Annotated in this window: 21 protein-coding genes; 20 read left to right on the top strand and 1 reads right to left on the bottom strand. The window is 42.7% G+C overall.

Annotated elements, in window-relative coordinates:
- The first annotated feature begins 14 nt into the window (after positions 1-14).
- The 15 genes from ACZ5C4_RS14110 (at position 15) to thiI (ending at position 16227) form a co-directional block, all read left to right on the top strand.
- Positions 15-509 (top strand): DUF2752 domain-containing protein, encoded by a 495-nt coding sequence (locus ACZ5C4_RS14110; protein ID WP_464521567.1) that lies wholly within the window; start codon positions 15-17, stop codon positions 507-509.
- Between the two features lie 453 nt (positions 510-962).
- Positions 963-1676 (top strand): HAD-IA family hydrolase, encoded by a 714-nt coding sequence (locus ACZ5C4_RS14105; protein WP_464521566.1) that lies wholly within the window; start codon positions 963-965, stop codon positions 1674-1676.
- A 157-nt stretch (positions 1677-1833) separates the two neighbouring features.
- Positions 1834-3450, top strand: a complete 1617-nt coding sequence (ptsP, locus tag ACZ5C4_RS14100; RefSeq protein WP_464521565.1) for a phosphoenolpyruvate--protein phosphotransferase — start codon at positions 1834-1836, stop codon at positions 3448-3450.
- A gap of 473 nt (positions 3451-3923) precedes the next feature.
- Entirely contained in the window at positions 3924-4385 is a 462-nt protein-coding gene (locus ACZ5C4_RS14095; protein WP_464521564.1) for a MarR family winged helix-turn-helix transcriptional regulator, read from the top strand.
- 42 nt (positions 4386-4427) lie between these two features.
- A complete protein-coding gene (locus ACZ5C4_RS14090; protein ID WP_464521563.1) occupies positions 4428-6668 on the top strand; it encodes an ABC transporter ATP-binding protein in 2241 nt (746 codons plus the stop codon).
- The gene (locus tag ACZ5C4_RS14085) at positions 6661-8493 is read left to right on the top strand and encodes an ABC transporter ATP-binding protein (protein ID WP_464521562.1); all 1833 of its coding nucleotides are present in this window, start codon (positions 6661-6663) and stop codon (positions 8491-8493) included. Before ACZ5C4_RS14090 ends, ACZ5C4_RS14085 begins: the two co-directional genes overlap by 8 nt.
- 263 nt (positions 8494-8756) lie before the next feature.
- Positions 8757-9260: a cyclic pyranopterin monophosphate synthase MoaC gene (gene moaC, locus ACZ5C4_RS14080; RefSeq protein WP_186876921.1), complete on the top strand. Its 504-nt coding sequence runs from the start codon at positions 8757-8759 to the stop codon at positions 9258-9260.
- Between the two features lie 17 nt (positions 9261-9277).
- Positions 9278-9781 (top strand): MogA/MoaB family molybdenum cofactor biosynthesis protein, encoded by a 504-nt coding sequence (locus ACZ5C4_RS14075; RefSeq protein ID WP_464521561.1) that lies wholly within the window; start codon positions 9278-9280, stop codon positions 9779-9781.
- Positions 9774-10775: a GTP 3',8-cyclase MoaA gene (gene moaA, locus ACZ5C4_RS14070; protein WP_464521560.1), complete on the top strand. Its 1002-nt coding sequence runs from the start codon at positions 9774-9776 to the stop codon at positions 10773-10775. The genes ACZ5C4_RS14075 and moaA overlap by 8 nt, the downstream gene beginning before the upstream one ends.
- Position 10776: 1 nt before the next feature.
- Entirely contained in the window at positions 10777-11217 is a 441-nt protein-coding gene (locus ACZ5C4_RS14065) for an MOSC domain-containing protein (RefSeq protein ID WP_464522354.1), read from the top strand.
- Complete coding sequence (locus tag ACZ5C4_RS14060) at positions 11214-12101, top strand: glycoside hydrolase family 25 protein (protein WP_464521559.1); 888 nt, start codon at positions 11214-11216, stop codon at positions 12099-12101. Before ACZ5C4_RS14065 ends, ACZ5C4_RS14060 begins: the two co-directional genes overlap by 4 nt.
- On the top strand, positions 12098-13051 hold the full coding sequence (gene prmA / locus ACZ5C4_RS14055; protein ID WP_464521558.1) for a 50S ribosomal protein L11 methyltransferase: 954 nt from the start codon (positions 12098-12100) through the stop codon (positions 13049-13051). The genes ACZ5C4_RS14060 and prmA overlap by 4 nt, the downstream gene beginning before the upstream one ends.
- Positions 13052-13061: 10 nt before the next feature.
- Entirely contained in the window at positions 13062-13799 is a 738-nt protein-coding gene (locus ACZ5C4_RS14050) for a 16S rRNA (uracil(1498)-N(3))-methyltransferase (protein WP_464521557.1), read from the top strand.
- Positions 13800-13841: 42 nt separating this feature from the next.
- Positions 13842-14996: a cysteine desulfurase family protein gene (locus ACZ5C4_RS14045; RefSeq protein ID WP_464521556.1), complete on the top strand. Its 1155-nt coding sequence runs from the start codon at positions 13842-13844 to the stop codon at positions 14994-14996.
- 49 nt (positions 14997-15045) lie between these two features.
- Positions 15046-16227 carry a tRNA uracil 4-sulfurtransferase ThiI gene (gene thiI, locus ACZ5C4_RS14040; protein ID WP_464521555.1) on the top strand — a complete coding sequence of 394 codons (1182 nt, stop codon included), beginning with the start codon at positions 15046-15048 and terminating at the stop codon, positions 16225-16227.
- 51 nt (positions 16228-16278) lie between these two features.
- Here the strand turns inward: thiI and ACZ5C4_RS14035 are convergent, their stop codons facing one another.
- Positions 16279-16512: an HPr family phosphocarrier protein gene (locus ACZ5C4_RS14035; RefSeq protein ID WP_059068210.1), complete on the bottom strand. Its 234-nt coding sequence runs from the start codon at positions 16510-16512 to the stop codon at positions 16279-16281.
- Positions 16513-16617: 105 nt separating this feature from the next.
- Here ACZ5C4_RS14035 and mtaB point away from each other — a divergent pair, with 105 nt between their 5' ends.
- The 5 genes from mtaB to ACZ5C4_RS14010 all read left to right on the top strand — a co-directional run bounded on the left by mtaB (position 16618) and on the right by ACZ5C4_RS14010 (position 19540).
- The gene (gene mtaB, locus ACZ5C4_RS14030; RefSeq protein WP_464521554.1) at positions 16618-17928 is read left to right on the top strand and encodes a tRNA (N(6)-L-threonylcarbamoyladenosine(37)-C(2))-methylthiotransferase MtaB; all 1311 of its coding nucleotides are present in this window, start codon (positions 16618-16620) and stop codon (positions 17926-17928) included.
- A gap of 86 nt (positions 17929-18014) precedes the next feature.
- Positions 18015-18278, top strand: coding sequence for an IreB family regulatory phosphoprotein (locus ACZ5C4_RS14025; protein ID WP_186876912.1), 264 nt, complete (start codon positions 18015-18017; stop codon positions 18276-18278).
- Between the two features lie 6 nt (positions 18279-18284).
- Positions 18285-18722: a Holliday junction resolvase RuvX gene (gene ruvX / locus ACZ5C4_RS14020; RefSeq protein WP_464521553.1), complete on the top strand. Its 438-nt coding sequence runs from the start codon at positions 18285-18287 to the stop codon at positions 18720-18722.
- Positions 18723-18760: 38 nt separating this feature from the next.
- Positions 18761-19021, top strand: a complete 261-nt coding sequence (locus ACZ5C4_RS14015) for a DUF1292 domain-containing protein (RefSeq protein ID WP_186876910.1) — start codon at positions 18761-18763, stop codon at positions 19019-19021.
- Between the two features lie 57 nt (positions 19022-19078).
- Positions 19079-19540, top strand: a complete 462-nt coding sequence (locus ACZ5C4_RS14010; RefSeq protein WP_186876909.1) for a Fur family transcriptional regulator — start codon at positions 19079-19081, stop codon at positions 19538-19540.
- The last annotated feature ends 73 nt before the right edge of the window (positions 19541-19613 follow it).

Here is a 19613-nt window from a genome sequence, read left to right as displayed (position 1 = left end):
GGATGAAAAATTATATGGCAGAATTTCAGAGGAAAATGCAGGGCGGGAGAGGAATAGTGACTGCGATAAAAGAGAGGTTTAGAAAATCCAGGCGGGATCGCGTACTGACAGTTTTAGCGATTGCTGCAGTATTCCTTGCAGGATGCATATATCTGTTTTATCATAATCCAAAGATTTATCCAGTTCCGTGTGTGATACATACTCTGACAGGAATATATTGCCCGGGATGTGGAGCCGGAAGGGCGTGCTATGCTCTGCTTCACGGAAGGCTTTATGAGGCGTTTGCTTATAATCCTTTTTTGATCCTTTTGCTGCCATTTTTAGGGCTATACCTTGCAGCTAGATGTGTGGATTGGATGATAACGGGCAAAAACCACATAGATTCCAAAATATCTGTACGGCTGCTGGTGATTATTTTGATTGCAGTATTACTCTACGGTGTAGTACGTAATATACCAATATTTCCGTTTACTCTTCTGGCCCCGGGAGGAATTTTGGGAAAATTTTAAAACGTTGAAGCATCAATGCCGTTCAAGGATTTAGAGGCGGCGTTGATGTTTTTTCTATCATAGGAAGGTACTTCGGACTGACCTATGATAGAAAAGCCCTTCGGGCAGTATGCGCACGCCGCAATAAGGAAATTTTACTGCTTTGTGGTATTGCGGCGGCGCGTAAAGTGTATAAGCCCTTCAAGAGTGAAGGACAACGGAGTTGAAGTGGAAAACCGCATTGCGTGCTTATCATGGCTGTCGCCACCGTTTTACTCATTGATGGGCGCTTAAGCTCATACAGATGTACGCTCGCAAAAACATGCAAGCATGTTTTATGCTTCCCGCACACTGTATGGCTGAATTGTTACATTCATATTCAGAAATTTCTGTACAAAGGAAGAAAAAAATATGATAGAATAAATATAGTCCGTGTTATATGGATGCGATGTATGAATAAAGGAAAAGAAGAGTATGATAAAAGCAGTGTTTTTCGATGTAGACGACACATTGTTTGCGTTTACAAAGTGCAGCAGCCATGCAATGCGAAAAGTAGAGAACTATATAGAGGAGCAGCTTGGAATATCACCGGAGGCTTTAAGAGAAGCAATCTTAAAGGCACAGGAGAGAATAGGCGGCAGGATTGGATTCTCCCATCCATCTTTTCACAACCGGCAGATACGTTTTCAAAACACCTTGGAGATATTAAAAAAGCCGGTATATCCTTATGCAAATGAAATGTATAAGATATATTGGGAAGATGTATTGAAAAATGCTTGTGCAGAGCCAGGAATAGAAAAACTTCTGATTCTGTTGAAGAAAAAGAATATTTATACAGGAATAGGCTCAGATATGACATCCTATATCCAAAATAAAAAAGTGGAAAAGATAGGACTTGCTGCTTATTTCGATTGTTTTATAACGAGTGAGGAGGTTGGACAAGACAAACCAGGACAAAAGCTGTTTGAACTTTGTATAGAGAAGGCAGGAGTGAGGCCGAATGAATGTTTATTTGTCGGGGATAACCCGCAAAAAGACATAAGCGGGGCAAAAAAGGCTGGAATGTACACTGCATGTTATATCAGATATTCTGTGCCTGAGCAAAGAGAAGAAATGGTTTGTTTTGATTCATATGAAAAGTGTATCTGTGGAGAAGAAATCAGAATCGGGGATATACGAATTGTATAAAAGAGAGATCAAACAGGAAAATTCCTATTTGTTAAAGAGAGAAAGGAGGCAGCATTGGTTTGATATGAAAGCGGCGGACAGAGGAAAAAGCCGTTTGAGATGGATTGAATGCAGACAATCAACGACAAAGTTTACAGCCTGAAGGGAGGAAAAGATTATGGAACAGTATAAAGGCAAATCAATTTTTAAGAAGATGGCAATCGGTAAGATTTTTTATTATGAAAAGAATCAGACTGCTGTGAAAAGAGAAAAGGTAGAAGATGTAGAGGCAGAAGCAGCCCGTTTTGACAGTGCGCGTGAGAAAGCAAAAGAACAACTTCAGCATTTGTTTGAAAAGGCACAGCGCGAGGTGGGGGAAACAGAGGCAGCGATTTTTGAAGTGCATATGATGATGTTGGATGATGGGGATTACTTGGATTCCGTATACAATATTATCCGGACACAGGAAACCTGTGCAGAATATGCGACGGCTGTTACAGGGGACAATTTTGCAGCTATGTTTGCAGCTATGGATGATGAATATATGAAAGCAAGGGCCGCAGATGTAAAGGATATTTCAGAACGGATTGTGAATGTACTTAGCGGTAACGGACAGAATATGGCAGAGATGGAAGAGCCGGTTATCTTGGTGGCAGACGATCTGGCTCCAAGTGAAACGGTGCAGATGGACAAGTCGAAGCTGCTCGGATTTGTCACAAGATATGGGTCTGCGAACTCTCATACAGCCATTTTAGCCAGAACAATGAATATACCAGCTCTGATTGAAGTAGACATTCAAAAAGAGTGGAACGGAAAAATGGCGGTGATAGATGGATATGAAGGGACTGTGACAATCGATCCAGACGAAGCATACTTAAACCAGGCGAAGGCAGTTCAGCAGGAGGAACTGAAAAAACAGGAGCTTCTCAAGGAAATGAAGGGAAAAGAGACTGTGACTAAGGATGGAAGAAAGATCCATCTTTATGCGAATATAGGAAGTGTCTCTGATACAGCGGCTGCACTGATGAATGACGCAGAAGGAATTGGTCTGTTCCGCAGCGAGTTTTTATATCTGGAGTCAGAAGATTATCCGACAGAGAATGAACAGTTCCTTGCATATAAGACAGTGGCAGAAAATATGGCAGGGAAAAAGGTAATTATTCGTACACTGGATATTGGGGCGGACAAACAGGTGGGATACTTCAATTTAGAGAAGGAAGAAAATCCGGCTCTTGGATACCGGGCAATCCGCATATGCCTTACAAGAGAAGAAATATTTAAGACACAGCTGCGCGCGATTTTAAGGGCGAGTGCATTTGGAAATATTTCTGTAATGTTCCCAATGATTATTTCTGTGGAAGAAGTAAAACGCGCAAAAGCTATTCTGGAAGAGGTAAAGGCAGAATTAAGAACAGATGGGATTGCGTATAAGGATATTGAAATCGGTGTTATGATTGAGACGCCTGCTTCTGTAATGATTAGTGAAGAACTGGCGGAAGAAGTGGATTTCTTTAGTATAGGTACGAATGATTTGACTCAGTACACACTGGCAATTGACAGACAAAATCCAAATTTGGACACATTCTATGATCCGCATCATCCGGCAGTGCTGCGTATGATTCAGAAAACGATCGAGAATGGACACAAAGGTGGTGCATGGGTAGGAATCTGTGGAGAGCTCGGTGCAGATATAGAGCTGACAGAGACATTTTTGAAAATGGGAGTGGATGAACTTTCTGTATCTCCAACCTTTGTACTTCCTGTAAGAGATAAGGTAAGAAGCCTGTATCTGTAATTCACAGGTACATGTATTTATTGTAAGTAGTATTTCAATGAAAAATCGGCTTTGTGCTGCTGTGCACTTTTAGGCAGAAGTATTTTTTACTTCTGAGCAAAGAGCAGCCCAAGGCCGATTTCTTTTATTCCCGCGAGCGACGAGCCATGCGGGCGTGTCTGCACGCACATTTGGCGACCGACGCGAGGGTCAAATACCCCGCCCCTTGGGACGCGTCAAATTTGATGCCCCGTTGTTTGTAGCGGGGGCTTTGAATTTTCCCCACAAATTATATTCATATAAAGATGTATTTTAATAGAACGTTGTGTGAAGAAGCGTATAGATACTTGGAAAATAGTTAGATGTTTAATTAAAAATTGTTTAAAATTATGAAATAAATGTGAATTTATTATCAATAACTTGACTTTTTTGTATGATAATACTAATATAACAGTTAGTTATCTAATTAATTGATTGTTTGGGAGGTGAACGGTATGAGGTGTGATATGAATCATATACCCACTATCGGGCTGATTGGAATGTTGATGCACAGATGTGAACAGAGGGCAAAGGAAATGTTTGGAAAGTATGATTTAAACAAAACTCATGCAGGGATTCTGTTTTCTCTGCATCAGAGTGGCTCTCTTTCACAGAAGGAACTGGCGAAGCGCATGGATGTTACCCCCCCTTCTATTACTTCAGCAATACAGAAGATGGAGAAAGCAGGATATATCAGCAGAAAAACAGATGAAAAGGATCAGAGAATTATGCGTCTAGAGCTGGCGGAAAAAGGGAAATCTTGTATTGAGGATGTAAAGATGGTTGCACAGCAGTTAGATGAGCTGATATTCCAGGGAATGAGTGTGGAAGAGAAGCTTCTGATGAGAAGGATGATGTTTCAGATATGTGAGAATCTGAAAACAGAGGAAGAGAAATTCAGCCGATGGGCGGACTAATGGATTCGTAACTGAAAATGGAGGCAGAAAGGATCAATAATTATGAAAAATTTGTTTAAGTATGCAGGTACATACTGGAAGGCAATGCTGGTAATTATAGCTGTACTGATACTTCAGGCATATTGCGACTTGTCGCTTCCCGCATATACTTCCGATATTGTAAATGTGGGAATCCAGCAGGGCGGAATAGAGGATAAAGTTCCTGTAGCAGTGGGAGCAGAGGATATGGAAAAAATACTTCTGTTTGTTTCAGACAAAGATCAGGAGAGAATTGTCAATTCCTATGAGAAAGACGATGTCTCTTATGATGTAGAAGCATATGTACTCAAGGATACTGTGAAGGAAGACGAAGAAAAGAAAGAAGAGCTTTCGGATGTAATGGCGCTTCCTATGATGATGACGACAGGATTAGAATCTGGCAGCGATATGACAAAAGAACTAGAAGAGCAGATGAAAGCAAATTCTGCACAGGGAATATTGCCGGAAGAAATGGATATTTTTGACATGCTGAAAGTGATGCCTGCCGAACAGAGAGAGGCGTTTGTTGAAGAAGCTGCTAAGCAGATGGAGGATATGCCGGATACGATTTTAGAGCAGGCGGCAATCAGCTTTGCAAAGACGGCCTATGAAAAGTTAGGGATGGATACAGATTCCATGCAGATCCATTATCTGCTTGCCACAGGCGAAAAAATGATTGCACTTGCATTCCTTGGAATGGCGGCGAGTGTCCTGGTAGGGTTTATGGCATCGCGGGTAGGAGCGTCCACAGGACGGGATCTGAGAAGCAAGGTATTTCAGAAGGTAGTTGGATTCTCCAATAATGAATTTGATCATTTTTCTACGGCGTCGTTGATTACAAGAAGCACTAATGATATACAGCAGATCCAGCTTCTTACAGTCATGCTGCTGCGTATTGTGCTCTACGCCCCAATCCTCGCAATAGGAGGAATTTACCAGGTGTTTCAGACAAATGTGTCCATGTCATGGATTATCGCTCTTGCCGTTGTATTGATTGCGGTGGTTATTTTGGTTTTATTTATTGTCGCAATGCCCAAATTTAAAATGCTGCAAAGCCTTGTAGATAAGCTGAATCTTGTGACGAGGGAGATTCTTACAGGACTTCCGGTTATACGGGCATTCAGTACACAGAAACATGAAGAAAAGCGGTTTGACGCGGCGAATATAGATCTGACGAAAACAAATCTGTTTGTAAACCGCGCTATGACGTTTATGATGCCGGTTATGATGCTGATTATGAATGGAATTTCTGTTTTAATTATGTGGGCAGGTTCACATGGCATCAATGAAGGGCAGATGCAGGTTGGAGATATGATGGCATTTATCCAATATACAATGCAGATTATTATGGGATTCTTAATGCTGTGTATGCTCTCCATTATGCTGCCAAGGGCAGCGGTGGCAGCGGATCGTGTAGAAGAGGTGCTGACAAGTAAGACAGTCATCCATGATCCAAAACAGCCGAAAGCATTTTCTGGAAAGAAAAAGGGAGTTCTGGAATTTGAGCATGTATCCTTCTGCTATCCGGGAGCAGATGAGGAAGTGCTGCATGATATTACATTTACGGCGAAACCAGGCGAGACGACGGCGATTATCGGAAGTACCGGAAGCGGAAAATCGACGCTGGTTAATTTGATTCCCAGATTTTATGATGTGACGGAAGGGACGATTCGTCTGGACGGAGAGGATATCCGTACGGTAAAGCAGCATGAACTAAGAGAACGGCTTGGATATGTACCGCAGAAAGGCGTATTGTTCTCTGGGGATATCGCATCTAACATTCTGTTTGGAAATCCAGACGGAAATAAGGAAGAGATGGAAGAGGCGGCGCAGATTGCCCAGGCGGTGGAATTTATAGAAGAAAAGCCGGACAAATATGAAAGTCCAATTTCCCAGGGCGGAGGAAATGTTTCCGGCGGTCAGAAGCAGCGGCTTTCTATTGCGCGGGCGGTTGCGAAGCATCCGGAGGTTTTCATTTTTGACGACAGCTTTTCAGCTCTGGACTATAAAACAGATGTAGCACTTAGAAGGGCGCTGAAACAGAAAACGGCCGGAAGTACGGTAATCCTTGTCGCACAGCGTATCAGTACCATTTTAAATGCAGAACAAATTCTTGTTCTGGATGAAGGGAAAGTCGCAGGAATGGGAACCCACCAAGAATTGCTGAAAAACTGCGAAGTATATAGGCAGATAGCGGCTTCACAGCTTTCAGAAGAAGAACTGAAGGCAGGAACACAAGGAAAGGAGGCGGACAGTTATGAGTAAAGGTATGGGACCAGGAAAAATGCGAGGCGGTATGCCGGGAGAAAAGGCAAAAGACTTCAAAGGTACATTAAAAAAGCTGATAAAATACATGAGCGTATATAAAATACAAGTACTGTTTGTCCTCATTTTTGCCATATGCGGAACGATGTTTAATATTGTAGGCCCAAAGATACTCGGTAAGGCAACCACAGAGATTTTTAACGGCCTTGTCAGTAAGGTGTCCGGCGGAAGCGGCATGGATTTTGGAAAGATCGGGCAGATTCTTTTCATGACCTTGGGGCTGTATATGATCAGCGCTCTGTGTACCTTTATCCAGGGAATTATTATGACGGGAGTTTCCCAGAAGACAACATATCGTCTGCGAAAGGAAATTTCGGAAAAGATCAACCGTATGCCGATGAATTATTTTGATACAAAACCGGTAGGAGAAGTTCTTTCCCGCGTGACAAACGATATTGATACACTAGGACAGAGCTTAAACCAGAGTGCAACACAACTTATCACTTCGGTGACAACCATGATCGGAGTACTCGTAATGATGCTGTCTATCAGTCCTTTGATGACGGTGGTGGCATTGCTGATACTTCCAATTTCCGCAGGGCTTTTGTCATTTGTTATGAAACATTCCCAGAGATATTTCCGAGATCAGCAGGCATATCTTGGAAATGTAAACGGACAGGTAGAGGAGATATACAGTGGGCACAATATCATAAAGGCATTTAATAAAGAAGAGGATGTAATACGCACATTTAATGATACAAACGGAAAGCTTTATAATTCTGCATGGAAATCACAGTTCTTCTCCGGAATGATGATGCCGATTATGCAGTTTATCGGAAATCTGGGGTATGTGGCTGTTGCGATTTTAGGAGGATACCTGACGATTAAGAAGACGATAGAGGTTGGGGATATTCAGTCCTTTATACAGTATGTAAGGAATTTTACACAGCCTATCCAGCAGATTGCACAGGTATCAAACATGCTGCAGATGACGACGGCAGCCTCAGAGAGAGTATTTGAATTTCTGGAAGAAAAAGAAGAGGATCAGACGGTGCCAAATCCGGTCAGTGTAGAGGGACTGAAAGGAAATGTGGAGTTTGAGCATGTGCACTTTGGATATAATCCAGAGAAAATTATTATCAACGACTTTTCGGCAAAGATAAAAGAAGGACAGAAAATAGCAATTGTAGGGCCGACCGGCGCAGGAAAGACAACGATGATTAAGCTGCTGATGCGGTTTTATGATGTAAACAGCGGAGCAATTAAAGTGGACGGACATGATATACGGGACTTTAACAGAAATGAGCTTAGAGAGATGTTTGGAATGGTACTCCAGGATACATGGCTGTTTCACGGTACTATACGGGACAATATCCGGTATGGAAAGCTGGACGCGACGGAGGAGGAAATTATCCAGGCGGCAAAGGCAGCGCATGTCCATCGGTTTGTACAGACGCTTCCAGGCGGATATGATATGGAATTAAATGAAGAGGCAAGCAATGTGTCTCAGGGACAGAAGCAGCTTTTGACAATCGCCAGAGCGATTCTTGCAGACCCGAAGATTCTTATCTTAGACGAGGCGACCAGCTCTGTTGATACGAGGACAGAGGTACTGATTCAAAAGGCGATGGATAATCTGATGAAAGGCAGAACAAGCTTTGTCATAGCACATAGGCTGTCTACTATTCGGGATGCGGATTTGATTCTTGTTATGAAAGAGGGGGACATTGTAGAGCAGGGAACGCATGAGGAGCTGATTGCAAAGAAAGGCTTCTATGCAGAGCTGTATAATTCTCAGTTTGAAAAAACGACGGAAGTCGCGTAAGAAGCAGTTTAGCCCGCGCCATTCGTAAAACCGTATCTCGTGCTTGTTGAAGTGATATGTGAAATAAGGAGGGGAATGTTTACTTTATAAATCGTTTCCTCTATAATAAGAGATAGCGTCAGTGTTTACTGACGCTATCATCCATTTACAGAATGTTCCATGCCTGTATGGATGGTATGAGGTGCTGCAGACACCTCTCATAAGCTTGTATTGGAAAAAGAAGCAGATAGATTAATGAATCAGAACAGGAAAAGGAGAAAAAAGTGGGACTGACACATTTTGATGAGAAGGGACGGGCAGTTATGGTTGATGTGACGGAAAAGACTGTAACGCAAAGAGAGGCACAGGCGCAGGGGAAAATTCTTGTAAGCCGTGAAGTCTTTACAGCGATTCAGGCGGGAACTATCGGCAAAGGGGATGTCCTTTCTGTGGCGGCAACTGCCGGAATTATGGGAGCAAAAAAGACATCAGAACTGATTCCGATGTGTCATATTCTTCCTCTTACGAACTGTAAGATACAGTTTGAGTTGGAACATCAGGAATGCGCGGTATACTGTACCTGTACTGTGAAGGCAGAAGAAAAGACAGGGGTGGAAATGGAAGCGCTGACAGGGGTAAGTGTCGCTCTGCTGACGATTTATGACATGTGTAAAGCGTTGGATAAGACCATGGAAATCACAGAGATTTACATGGTGAGAAAATCCGGCGGAAAGAGTGGAGAGATTATCAATAGACGCGAAGAGAAAAGAGAACTGGATATCATGTAGGAAAGGGAAGGCAGAGAATGGAAAAAAGATGGAAAGCGGCGGTTATTACCTTGAGCGATAAAGGATATGCAGGGAAAAGAGAAGACAGAAGCGGGCCGCTGATAAAGGAGATGCTGGAGGCAAAAGAGTATAAAGTGACAGAGCAGATACTGCTTCCAGATGAACAAGAAGAAATAGAAAAGTGCCTGTGTAGACTGTGTGATGCATATAGTGTGGATTTGATTCTTACAACAGGTGGTACAGGATTTTCAATGAGGGACAGGACACCAGAGGCCACCTTAGCTATAGCGGATCGGAATGTCCCTGGGATTGCGGAGGCGATGCGCTTTGCATCTCTTCAGATTACCCCTCGGGCGATGCTAAGCCGCGGCGTATCTGTAATACGAAAGAGGACACTGATTATCAATCTTCCAGGAAGCCCAAAGGCAGTCCGAGAAAATCTGGAGTATATTCTGCCTGCCTTGAGCCATGGGATTGGCATTTTGTCAGACAGTGAAGGAGAATGTGGAAAGGATGCTTAAAGACGGGTATGGCAGAGAGATCACATACATGCGTGTTTCGGTCACAGATCGCTGTAATCTGCGTTGTGTGTACTGTATGCCGCAAGAGGGGATCGCACAGACAGCACATAGGGAAATTCTTACCTTTGATGAGATTGTGCAGATCGTCGGGATAGGGGCTGAGGAAGGCATCAGCCGGATTAAGATCACCGGAGGGGAACCGCTTGTAAGGAAAGGGATTGCCGCGCTTATAGGGATGTTAAAAGCGGTGCCGGGTATTGAGCAGGTGACAATGACAACGAACGGCGTGCTTTTGTCCCATCAGATGGAAGAGCTGGCAAAAAACGGATTGGATGCAGTCAACATAAGTCTCGACACACTAGACGAAACAGAATATGAAAAGATTACCCGCTGCGGCAATCTAAAACAGGTCATAGAAGGGATGAAAAGAGCGTGTTCCTGTCCTGGACTTACAGTGAAAATAAACTGTGTTCCTCTTATGGAGGTGAAGGAAGCACAGTATTTAAAGCTGGCACAGTTTGCGTATGAGCAGGGTATACGTGTGCGTTTCATTGAGATGATGCCGGTGGGACTTGGAAAAAAATATAAGGGAAGAAGCCAGGAGGAAATACGTAAGATTTTAGAAAAAGAATATGGGAGAAGCAGAATTGCGGAGGGGTGCTTTGGAAATGGCCCTGCCGTATATTACCAGTTTGAGAAAAGAAACGGAGAAATTGGTTTTATCAGTGCGATGTCACATTCCTTCTGTACGAGCTGCAATCGGATTAGATTGACGGCAGCAGGATATTTAAAGACCTGTCTGCAGTACGACACCGGAGTGGATTTGAAACACCTTCTTCGGACAGGCGCCTCTAAGGAGGAAGTAAGAGACGCATTTAGAAAAGCAGTGTCCAAAAAGCCGTATTGTCACCAGTTTACAGAGACTGGAAAAAATGTATCTACAAAGAAAGAAGAAAATATTGAAAGGAAGGGAATGTCTGAAATTGGAGGATAAGATAGGAAAAGTGCTGGCCATCTGTATTAGCGCTCAGAAAGGGACGCAGAAAAAAGAGATAAAAAGCGCGGTGTTTATTGAAGATTATGGAATTGAAGGAGATGCTCATGCCGGAAAGTGGCACAGGCAGGTGAGCCTTTTGTCCCATGAAAAGATAGAAGAATTCAGAAAAAAGGGAGCAGATGTATCAGAGGGGGCATTTGGAGAAAATCTGATTGTCCAGGGGATAGATCTTAGAACACTGCCGGTAGGGACGCGTTTGGTCTGTAATGATGTAGTGCTTGAGATAACGCAGATTGGAAAAGAATGTCATCATGGATGTGAAATTTATCAGAAAATGGGAGACTGCATTATGCCAAGAGAAGGAATTTTTGCAAAGGTGCTTTGCGGAGGCAGAATGGAAGCAGGGGATACCATATATGTCGGGAAAAGAGGAGAATGAAAAGGAAAATTTATTTTTTGTGCGGTATATGTTTGTGCATGGCTGTGATTCCTTCTTGCCAGGAAAAAGGAAAGGAAACATTGGCAGAGCAGGCGGTGGAGAAAGAAAAGCAGCCAGACAGAGAAAATCAGGTCTATACATTTGTGGATGTATATGGACAGAAATACGAGGCTGCGCTGCTTGCAGATGTGCCGAAGTGTACCTATGATTACCGGTATTTAAAAGAGGAGAATGGCTATAAATACTATGAGGAAAAAGAGGAGGGCGTTTCTTCTGCAATCGGAATCGACGTGTCAGAATTTCAAGGGGAGATTGACTGGAATGTCGTAAAAGAAAGCGGCATAGAATTTGCGATTATCCGTCTGGGATACCGCGGATACGGAGCTGAAGGAAGGCTGGTTTTAGATGAAAGGTTCGAGCAGAACATAAAGGGAGCACAGGCTGCCGGATTAAAAACAGGCGTGTACTTCTTTTCGCAGGCTGTCTCTGATAAAGAGGCAAAGGAAGAAGCAGAGTTTGTGCTCCAGACTTTGGAAGGGCGCAAACTAGAACTGCCAGTTGTATTTGATACAGAAGAAATAAAAGGAGATACGGCGCGTACAGACGAGAATACCAGAGAACAATTTACGGATAACTGTATTATATTCTGCGATAGAATCGAGGAAGCAGGATATGAGACAATGATTTATGCCAATATGAAATGGATGGCGTTTACACTTTACATGGAGGAGCTGACCGGGTACGATATATGGTATGCAGATTATGAAAATACGCCCCAGTGTCCGTATGATTTTTCTGTATGGCAGTATTCGGAGTCAGGAAGTGTGCCGGGGATTGAAGGGGCGGTAGATTTGAATGTATGGTTTCAGGAGGAAGAAAAATGAAATGGAATAAATTCCGGTTAAAGACAACCACAGAGGCAGAGGATATTGTCAGCAGTATGTTGATGGATTTGGGGATTCAAGGAGTGGAAATCGAAGATAAAATACCGCTTAGCCAGTCAGACAAGGAGCAGATGTTTGTGGACATTTTGCCAGAGTCCCAGGAAGATGACGGAGTTGCATATTTAAGCTTCTATCTGGAGGAGGGAGAAGAAAAGGAAACGATTCTTGCACAGGTCACAAGAGAGCTGGAAGAAATCAGAACGTATGTAGATGCAGGAGAACTGACGATTGAGGAGTCCCAGACAGAAGATGTAGACTGGGTGAATAATTGGAAACAATATTTTCACCAGTTTTATGTGGATGATATATTGATTATTCCGTCCTGGGAAAAAGTAAAGCCGGAAGATAACGACAAACTGGTGATCCACATCGATCCGGGCACGGCGTTTGGAACAGGCATGCATGAGACAACACAGTTGTGTATCCGACAGATCCGAAAGTACGTAAAGGAGCAGACAAAAATTCTGGATGTAGGCTGCGGAAGTGGAATCCTCGGAATGCTGGCGCTTAAATTCGGGGCTGCCTACAGTGTAGGAACAGATCTGGATCCCTGTGCGATCGAAGCAACATATGAAAATATGAAAGAAAACGGAATTTCGAAAAATCAGTATGAAGTTATGATAGGAAATATCATTGATGATAAGGAAATCCAAGATAAGGTAGGCTACGAGTGCTATGATATAGTAGTGGCGAATATTCTCGCAGATGTGTTGACGCAGCTGACTCCGGTAGTGGTGCATCAGTTAAAGTCGGGTGGTATTTACATTACGAGTGGAATTATAGATGACAAAGAGCAGACAGTTGTAGAGGCGGTAAAAAAAGCAGGGCTGGAAGTGCTGGATGTGACATACCAGGGAGAATGGGTCTGCGTCACTGCAAGAAAAAGTTAAAGGAGTTATTATGCATCATTTTTTTGTAGAACCTTCCTGCGTCAGGGAAAATAAAGTGTATATAGAGGGCGGGGACGTCAAGCATATGAAAAATGTCCTGCGCATGAAAGCCGGAGAGGATGTAACGATCAGCGACAGTGCAGGAAATACCTATCTGTGCTGTCTGGAAAAATTCGAGACGGATCAGGCGGTTTTAGACATATTAAAAAAACAGGAAAACGATACAGAGCTGCCGGCAAAGCTGTATCTCTTTCAAGGGCTTCCCAAAGGAGACAAGATGGAGATGATTGTGCAAAAAGCGGTAGAACTGGGAGCATATCAGATCATTCCCGTACAGACAAAACGAAGCGTTGTCAAACTGGATGAGAAAAAAAGCCGGCGAAAGGAAGAAAGGTGGAATTTGATCGCGAAGGGGGCGGCAGAGCAATCGGGCAGAGGCAGGATACCAGAAGTAAGAGAGGTTTTATCATGGGAAGAAGCGCTTTCCTGTGCAAAGGAGTTGGACATGCTTGTGATTCCTTACGAACTGGCAGAAGGAATGGAAAAGACAAAAGAAATCTTCTCAAGAATCCAGCCGGAACAGTCTGTAGGAATCTTCATAGGTCCGGAGGGCGGATTTGAAAAATGGGAGATAGAACAGGCAGAGGAGGCAGGCGCATCTGTGATAACCCTAGGCAGGCGTATTCTGCGCACAGAGACGGCAGGGCTTGCGGTATTGTCCATATTGATGTATCATCTGGAAGGATGATGTCATAATTTAATAGTAAGAAAAAGTAAAGGAAGCAATATCATGGAAGTTTATTTAGATAACTCTGCTACAACCAGATGCTATCCGGAAGTAGGAGAGCTGGTATATAAAGTGATGTGCCAGGATTATGGGAATCCATCCTCCATGCATAAAAAAGGAATAGAGGCAGAGCATTATGTGAAAGAGGCAAAAGAAAGAATTGCCAAAATTTTGAAGGCTGCACCGAAGGAGATTTTCTTCACCTCCGGTGGTACAGAGAGTGATAATCTTGCGTTGATTGGCTGTGCGCGGGCGAACAGAAGAGCAGGAAATCATTTGATTACTTCTTCTATTGAGCATCCCGCGATCTTAAATACAATGCATTACCTGGAAGAAGAAGGGTTTCGCGTCACGTATCTGCCAGTAGATGAAAATGGGAAAATTAAGCTGAATGTATTAAAAGAGGAGTTGTGCGAAGAGACGATACTGGTTTCCATCATGTATGTAAACAATGAGGTGGGTTCTGTACAGCCCATCGAAGAGGCGGCGAAAATTGTAAAGCAGTATAATTCAAAGATTCTTTTTCATTCGGATGCTGTGCAGGGGTTTGGAAAATATCACATTTATCCAAAACGAACAGGAATTGATCTTCTGACGGCAAGCGGCCATAAGATACACGGGCCAAAAGGAATCGGGTTTCTCTATATTAACGAGAAGGTAAAGATACAGCCTATTGTATTTGGAGGAGAACAACAGAAAAATATTCGTTCCGGTACAGAAAATGTTCCTGGAATCGCGGGGCTGGGACTTGCCTCTTGGATGATATACCAGGATTTGGATATGAAGGTAGCTCTGATGAGAGAGTTAAAAGAATATTTTCTTAAAGGAATTTCTAAAATAAAAGATACAACAGTACACGGGCTGACAGACGAGAATAGTGCACCTCATATTATCAGTTTAGGAGTAGCAGGGATCCGAAGCGAAGTGCTCCTCCATGCATTGGAGGAAAAAGGGATCTATGTTTCGTCTGGTTCTGCCTGTTCTTCCAATCACCCATCCGTCAGCGGAGTGCTTAAGGGGATCGGAGCAGCAAGAGAGTACCTGGACGCAACCCTTCGGTTCAGCATGTCAGAGTTTACAACAAAAGAAGAAATTGACTATACACTGGAAACACTATATAATTGTATACCAGTGCTTCGGAAATATATACGACACTAAATAAGATAAAGGAGCGTTTTGTGAAGGTAGGTTTTCAAAGGAGAGCGAAATGGAATTTCATTCATTTTTAATAAAATACGGTGAGATAGGAATCAAAGGAAAAAACAGATATTTATTTGAGGATGCTTTGATGCGCCAGATTAAATTTGCCTTAAAAGAAGTGGACGGGAAATTTTTTGTCCACAAGTGTCATGGGAGAGTCTATGTAGACTGTGAGGGCAGATATGATTATGAAGAGACGGTAGAGCGTTTAAAAAGTGTATTTGGAATTGTGGGAATTTGTCCCGTTGTGCGTATAGAGGATAAAGGATTTGAAGAGCTTCAAAAGGATGTGATTCATTTTATTGAAGAAATGTATCCGGATAAAAAGAAAACGTTCAAGGTGGAGGCACGAAGAGCAAAGAAACAGTATCCAATGAACTCTATGGAGATAAACTGCGAGCTGGGCGGCGCGATTTTAGATGCTTTCCCAGAGATGAAGGTAGATGTGCATCATCCAGATATTCGTCTGAATGTAGAAATCAGAGAAGAGATCTATCTGTATTCAGAGATTATTCCGGGGCCAGGCGGAATGCCGGTGGGAACAAATGGAAGTGCAATGCTTTTGCTTTCCGGCGGGATTGACAGTCCGGTTGCCGGCTATATGGTGGCGAAACGTGGAGTGGAACTGGAAGCAGTTTATTTTCATGCACCGCCGTACACAAGTGAACGGGCAAAAGAAAAAGTGGTGGATCTTGCCAGAATTGTCTCAAAATATGCCGGCCCGATAAAGCTGCATGTGGTGAATTTTACAGATATACAGCTATACATTTATGAGCAGTGCCCGCATGAAGAGCTGACGATTATTATGCGGCGGTATATGATGAAGATAGCAGAGTATTTTGCAAAAAAGGACGGATGTCTGGGGCTGGTAACGGGAGAAAGTATCGGACAGGTGGCAAGTCAGACAATGCAAAGTCTGGCTGTGACAAATGCGGTATGTACCATGCCGGTGTATCGCCCTTTAATCGGATTTGACAAGAAAGAAATTGTAGAAATTTCAGAGAAGATAGACACGTATGAGACGTCCATTCAGCCTTATGAGGACTGCTGTACGATTTTTGTGGCAAAGCATCCGGTGACAAAGCCGAATTTAGAACGAATAGAGAAATCAGAAGAAAACTTAAACGAGAAGATGGAAAGTCTTTTTAGAGAGGCAGTTGAAACTGCGGAAATCGTACAGGTGAAATAATACGAAAGACAGTTAAAAGCTGTCTCACGAAGGAGACAGCTTTTGGCTTTCTTATTTAATGATGTAAGGTTCCAGAGCTTTCATAATATTATCTAAATCTCCATCTGCATGGATATTTAAATCAATCGGCTTAGAAAGATCCAGGCTGAAAATACCCATGATTGATTTGGCATCTATTACATATCTTCCGGATACTAAATCAAAGTCGTTGTCATACTTTGTAATCTCGTTGACGAATGACTTTACTTTGTCGATAGAATTTAAAGAAATCTGTACAGTTTTCATGTTACCATCCCTCCTTGATATACATACTGCTGGTTCTTACGAACCTTACATATATTCTACGGGATGACAGTTTAAAAGTCAAGAAACAAAGAAGGAAAATAAACAATGAAAAAAGCAGCATTGCATAATTTAGGATGTAAAGTAAACGCTTATGAAACGGAAGCCATGCAGGAGATGCTGGAAAAGGCGGGATATGAAATCGTTCCGTTCCAGGAGGGGGCAGACGTTTACGTCATTAATACCTGTACGGTCACAAATATAGCAGACAGAAAATCGCGCCAGATGCTTCACCGGGCCAGAAAAATGAACCCAAATGCGGTTGTGGTGGCAGCGGGGTGTTATGTGCAGGCACAGGACAAGAAAGACGAAAAGGATTCCTGTATTGATATTGTACTTGGGAATAACAGAAAAAAAGATTTGGTTTCAGTTCTCGAAGAATTTTTTGAAAAACAAGAGACAGGAACAGGTGCGGGAATAGAAGAGTTGGCTGATATACAGCATACACAGGAATATGAAAGAATGTATCTTACGAATCCCCAGGAGCACACCCGCGCTTATATCAAGGTTCAAGACGGCTGTAATCAGTTCTGTTCCTATTGCATTATTCCCTATGCCAGAGGCAGAGTGCGCAGCAGAGACAAGGAAGATGTGTTAAGAGAAGTAGAAACACTTTCGCGAAACGGTTATCAGGAAATCGTGTTGACGGGGATTCATTTAAGCTCTTATGGGATCGATTTTAAAGAAAAAAAAGAAGATCTTCTTTCCCTGATTCTATCGGTGCATGAGATAGACGGAGTCAAACGAATCCGGCTCGGCTCTTTAGAACCGCGGATTGTGACGGAAGAATTTGCAGAGACACTGTCTAAGCTTCCTAAAATCTGTCCGCATTTTCACTTGTCTATGCAAAGCGGCTGTGACGCGACATTAAAGCGGATGAACCGCAGATATACAAGCGCAGAATACTACGAAAAATGTAATATTCTAAGAAAGTATTTTCAGAATCCCGCGTTGACTACGGACGTTATCGTTGGATTTCCGCAGGAGACAGAAGAAGAGTTTGAAACAACAAAGAAATTTATTGAAAAAGTCGGATTTTATGAAACCCACATTTTTAAATATTCCAGGCGGGAAGGGACGAAGGCGGCAGAAATGGACAACCAGGTGCCGGAACACATAAAAGCCGAAAGGAGCAGTGTCCTGATAGCTTTAGGAGAAGAAAACCGGAGAAAGTATATCCAGGAATACAAGGGCAGGGAAGCAGAAGTGCTGATTGAAGAGCAGGTAATATATAATGGAAAAAAAGTCTGGACGGGACATACAAAGGAATATATGAAAATTGCACTAGAAGACGACAGAAATTTGCAAAATTGTATCATAAAAGTTCAAATTGACAACGATTTGCAAATTATTCATTGAATTTTAAAAAGGGTTATATTAGAATTGTAAATAGGATATTTGGCATTTCGGTCAGAATGATTTGCAGATGAAAAGGAGGAGAAAACATGAGCGATTTAAGCAATACCCAGTTTTTTCAGGTAGAGCCAGGGCCGCAGATTTCAGCAAAAGATATACTGGAAATTGTGTTCAAGGCGCTCAAAGAGAAGGGGTATAATCCGGTAAACCAGATCGTAGGATATATTATGTCGGGTGACCCGACTTACATTACCAGTTATAATGGAGCGCGAAGCCTCATTATGAAAGTAGAGAGGGATGAACTGGTAGAAGAATTATTAAAAGCGTATATTGAGCACCATTCTTGGGAATAATCGGATATGAGAATTATGGGACTGGATTATGGCACAAAGACAGTAGGAGTCGCAGTAAGTGACGGACTTAGTCTGACTGCCCAGGGAGTAGAGACAATCGAACGGAAAGAGGAGAACAAGCTGCGCCGTACTCTGGCACGTATAGAAGAACTGGTGAAAGAATACGGGGTAGAGAAAATTGTGCTTGGTTTTCCAAAACACATGAATAATGATATCGGAGAACGCGCAGAAAAGACAATGGAATTTCGTGATATGCTCTTGCGCAGGACAGGTTTGGAAGTTGAACTATGGGATGAAAGACTGACTACAGTAGCAGCAGAGCGTGTGTTGATGGAGAGTAAAGTAAGGCGGGAAAATCGTAAAAAATATATTGATAAGATTGCGGCGGTATTCATTCTGCAGGGATACTTAGATTCTTTGCACATGAAAAACAAGGAATCATAGGACGGGGCAGAAGTGAAAACCAGATAAGGGGCTCTTAAATGGAAAAAATTAAGTTTGCGTTCGCAGATGGAAGTGGGGAGGCTGAATTTTTCGTGCTGGAACAGACGAAAATAGGAGGCTTTGTCTACATACTCGTAACGGATTCACAAAAGGACGACGCGGAATGTCTGATTTTAAAGGAAGTAACGGAAGGCAGGACGGCGGAAAGCGTCTATGAGATTGTGGAAGAAGATACAGAGCTTCTGGCAGTATCCAAAGTTTTTGAGGAGCTGTTAGAAGACGTAAACATTGAAATGTAAAATCCTTTTTGGATATTTACAATAGATTTACTTACAGCATAAAATGGAGTATCACTGATGGAACAAAAAAAGGTGCAGGAACTGCTGAAAGCGAAATTAAAAGAAAAAGGACTGAAGGTAACACATCAGAGGCTGCTCGTTTTGTCAGTGCTGGCAGAAAACAGTGGCAGACATATGACTGCGGAAGATATTTATGAGCTGGTGTCAGAGAACTATCCGGAGATTGGACTGGCAACAGTTTACCGTGCTTTGCAGCTTCTGTGGGATATGCAGCTGGTGGATCGGATTAATCTGGATGATGGGTGTGTGCGTTATGAGATTGGTCATCTCTTCGAAGGAGAGATGAAACATAATCACCATCATCTAATATGCCGGACATGTAAGAAGGTAATTCCTTTTGGAGACGACCTCCTAGATGAGTTGGAGAGTCACATTGAAGAGGCAACCGGATTTCATGTACTGGACCATGAGCTGAAGTTTTACGGACAGTGTAAAGAGTGTTTGAAAAAGGAAAAATAATCCTTCTGTACGCCGAAGCTTATGAGCAGCTTACATAAACTGCTGTTTTTTTCGTGTGCAAGAAAGTATGGAC

It is taken from the genome of Mediterraneibacter flintii (genome assembly GCF_055387595.1).
Note: the sequence above shows the minus strand (reverse complement) of the source record. Positions and strands in the feature narration are given on the sequence as shown.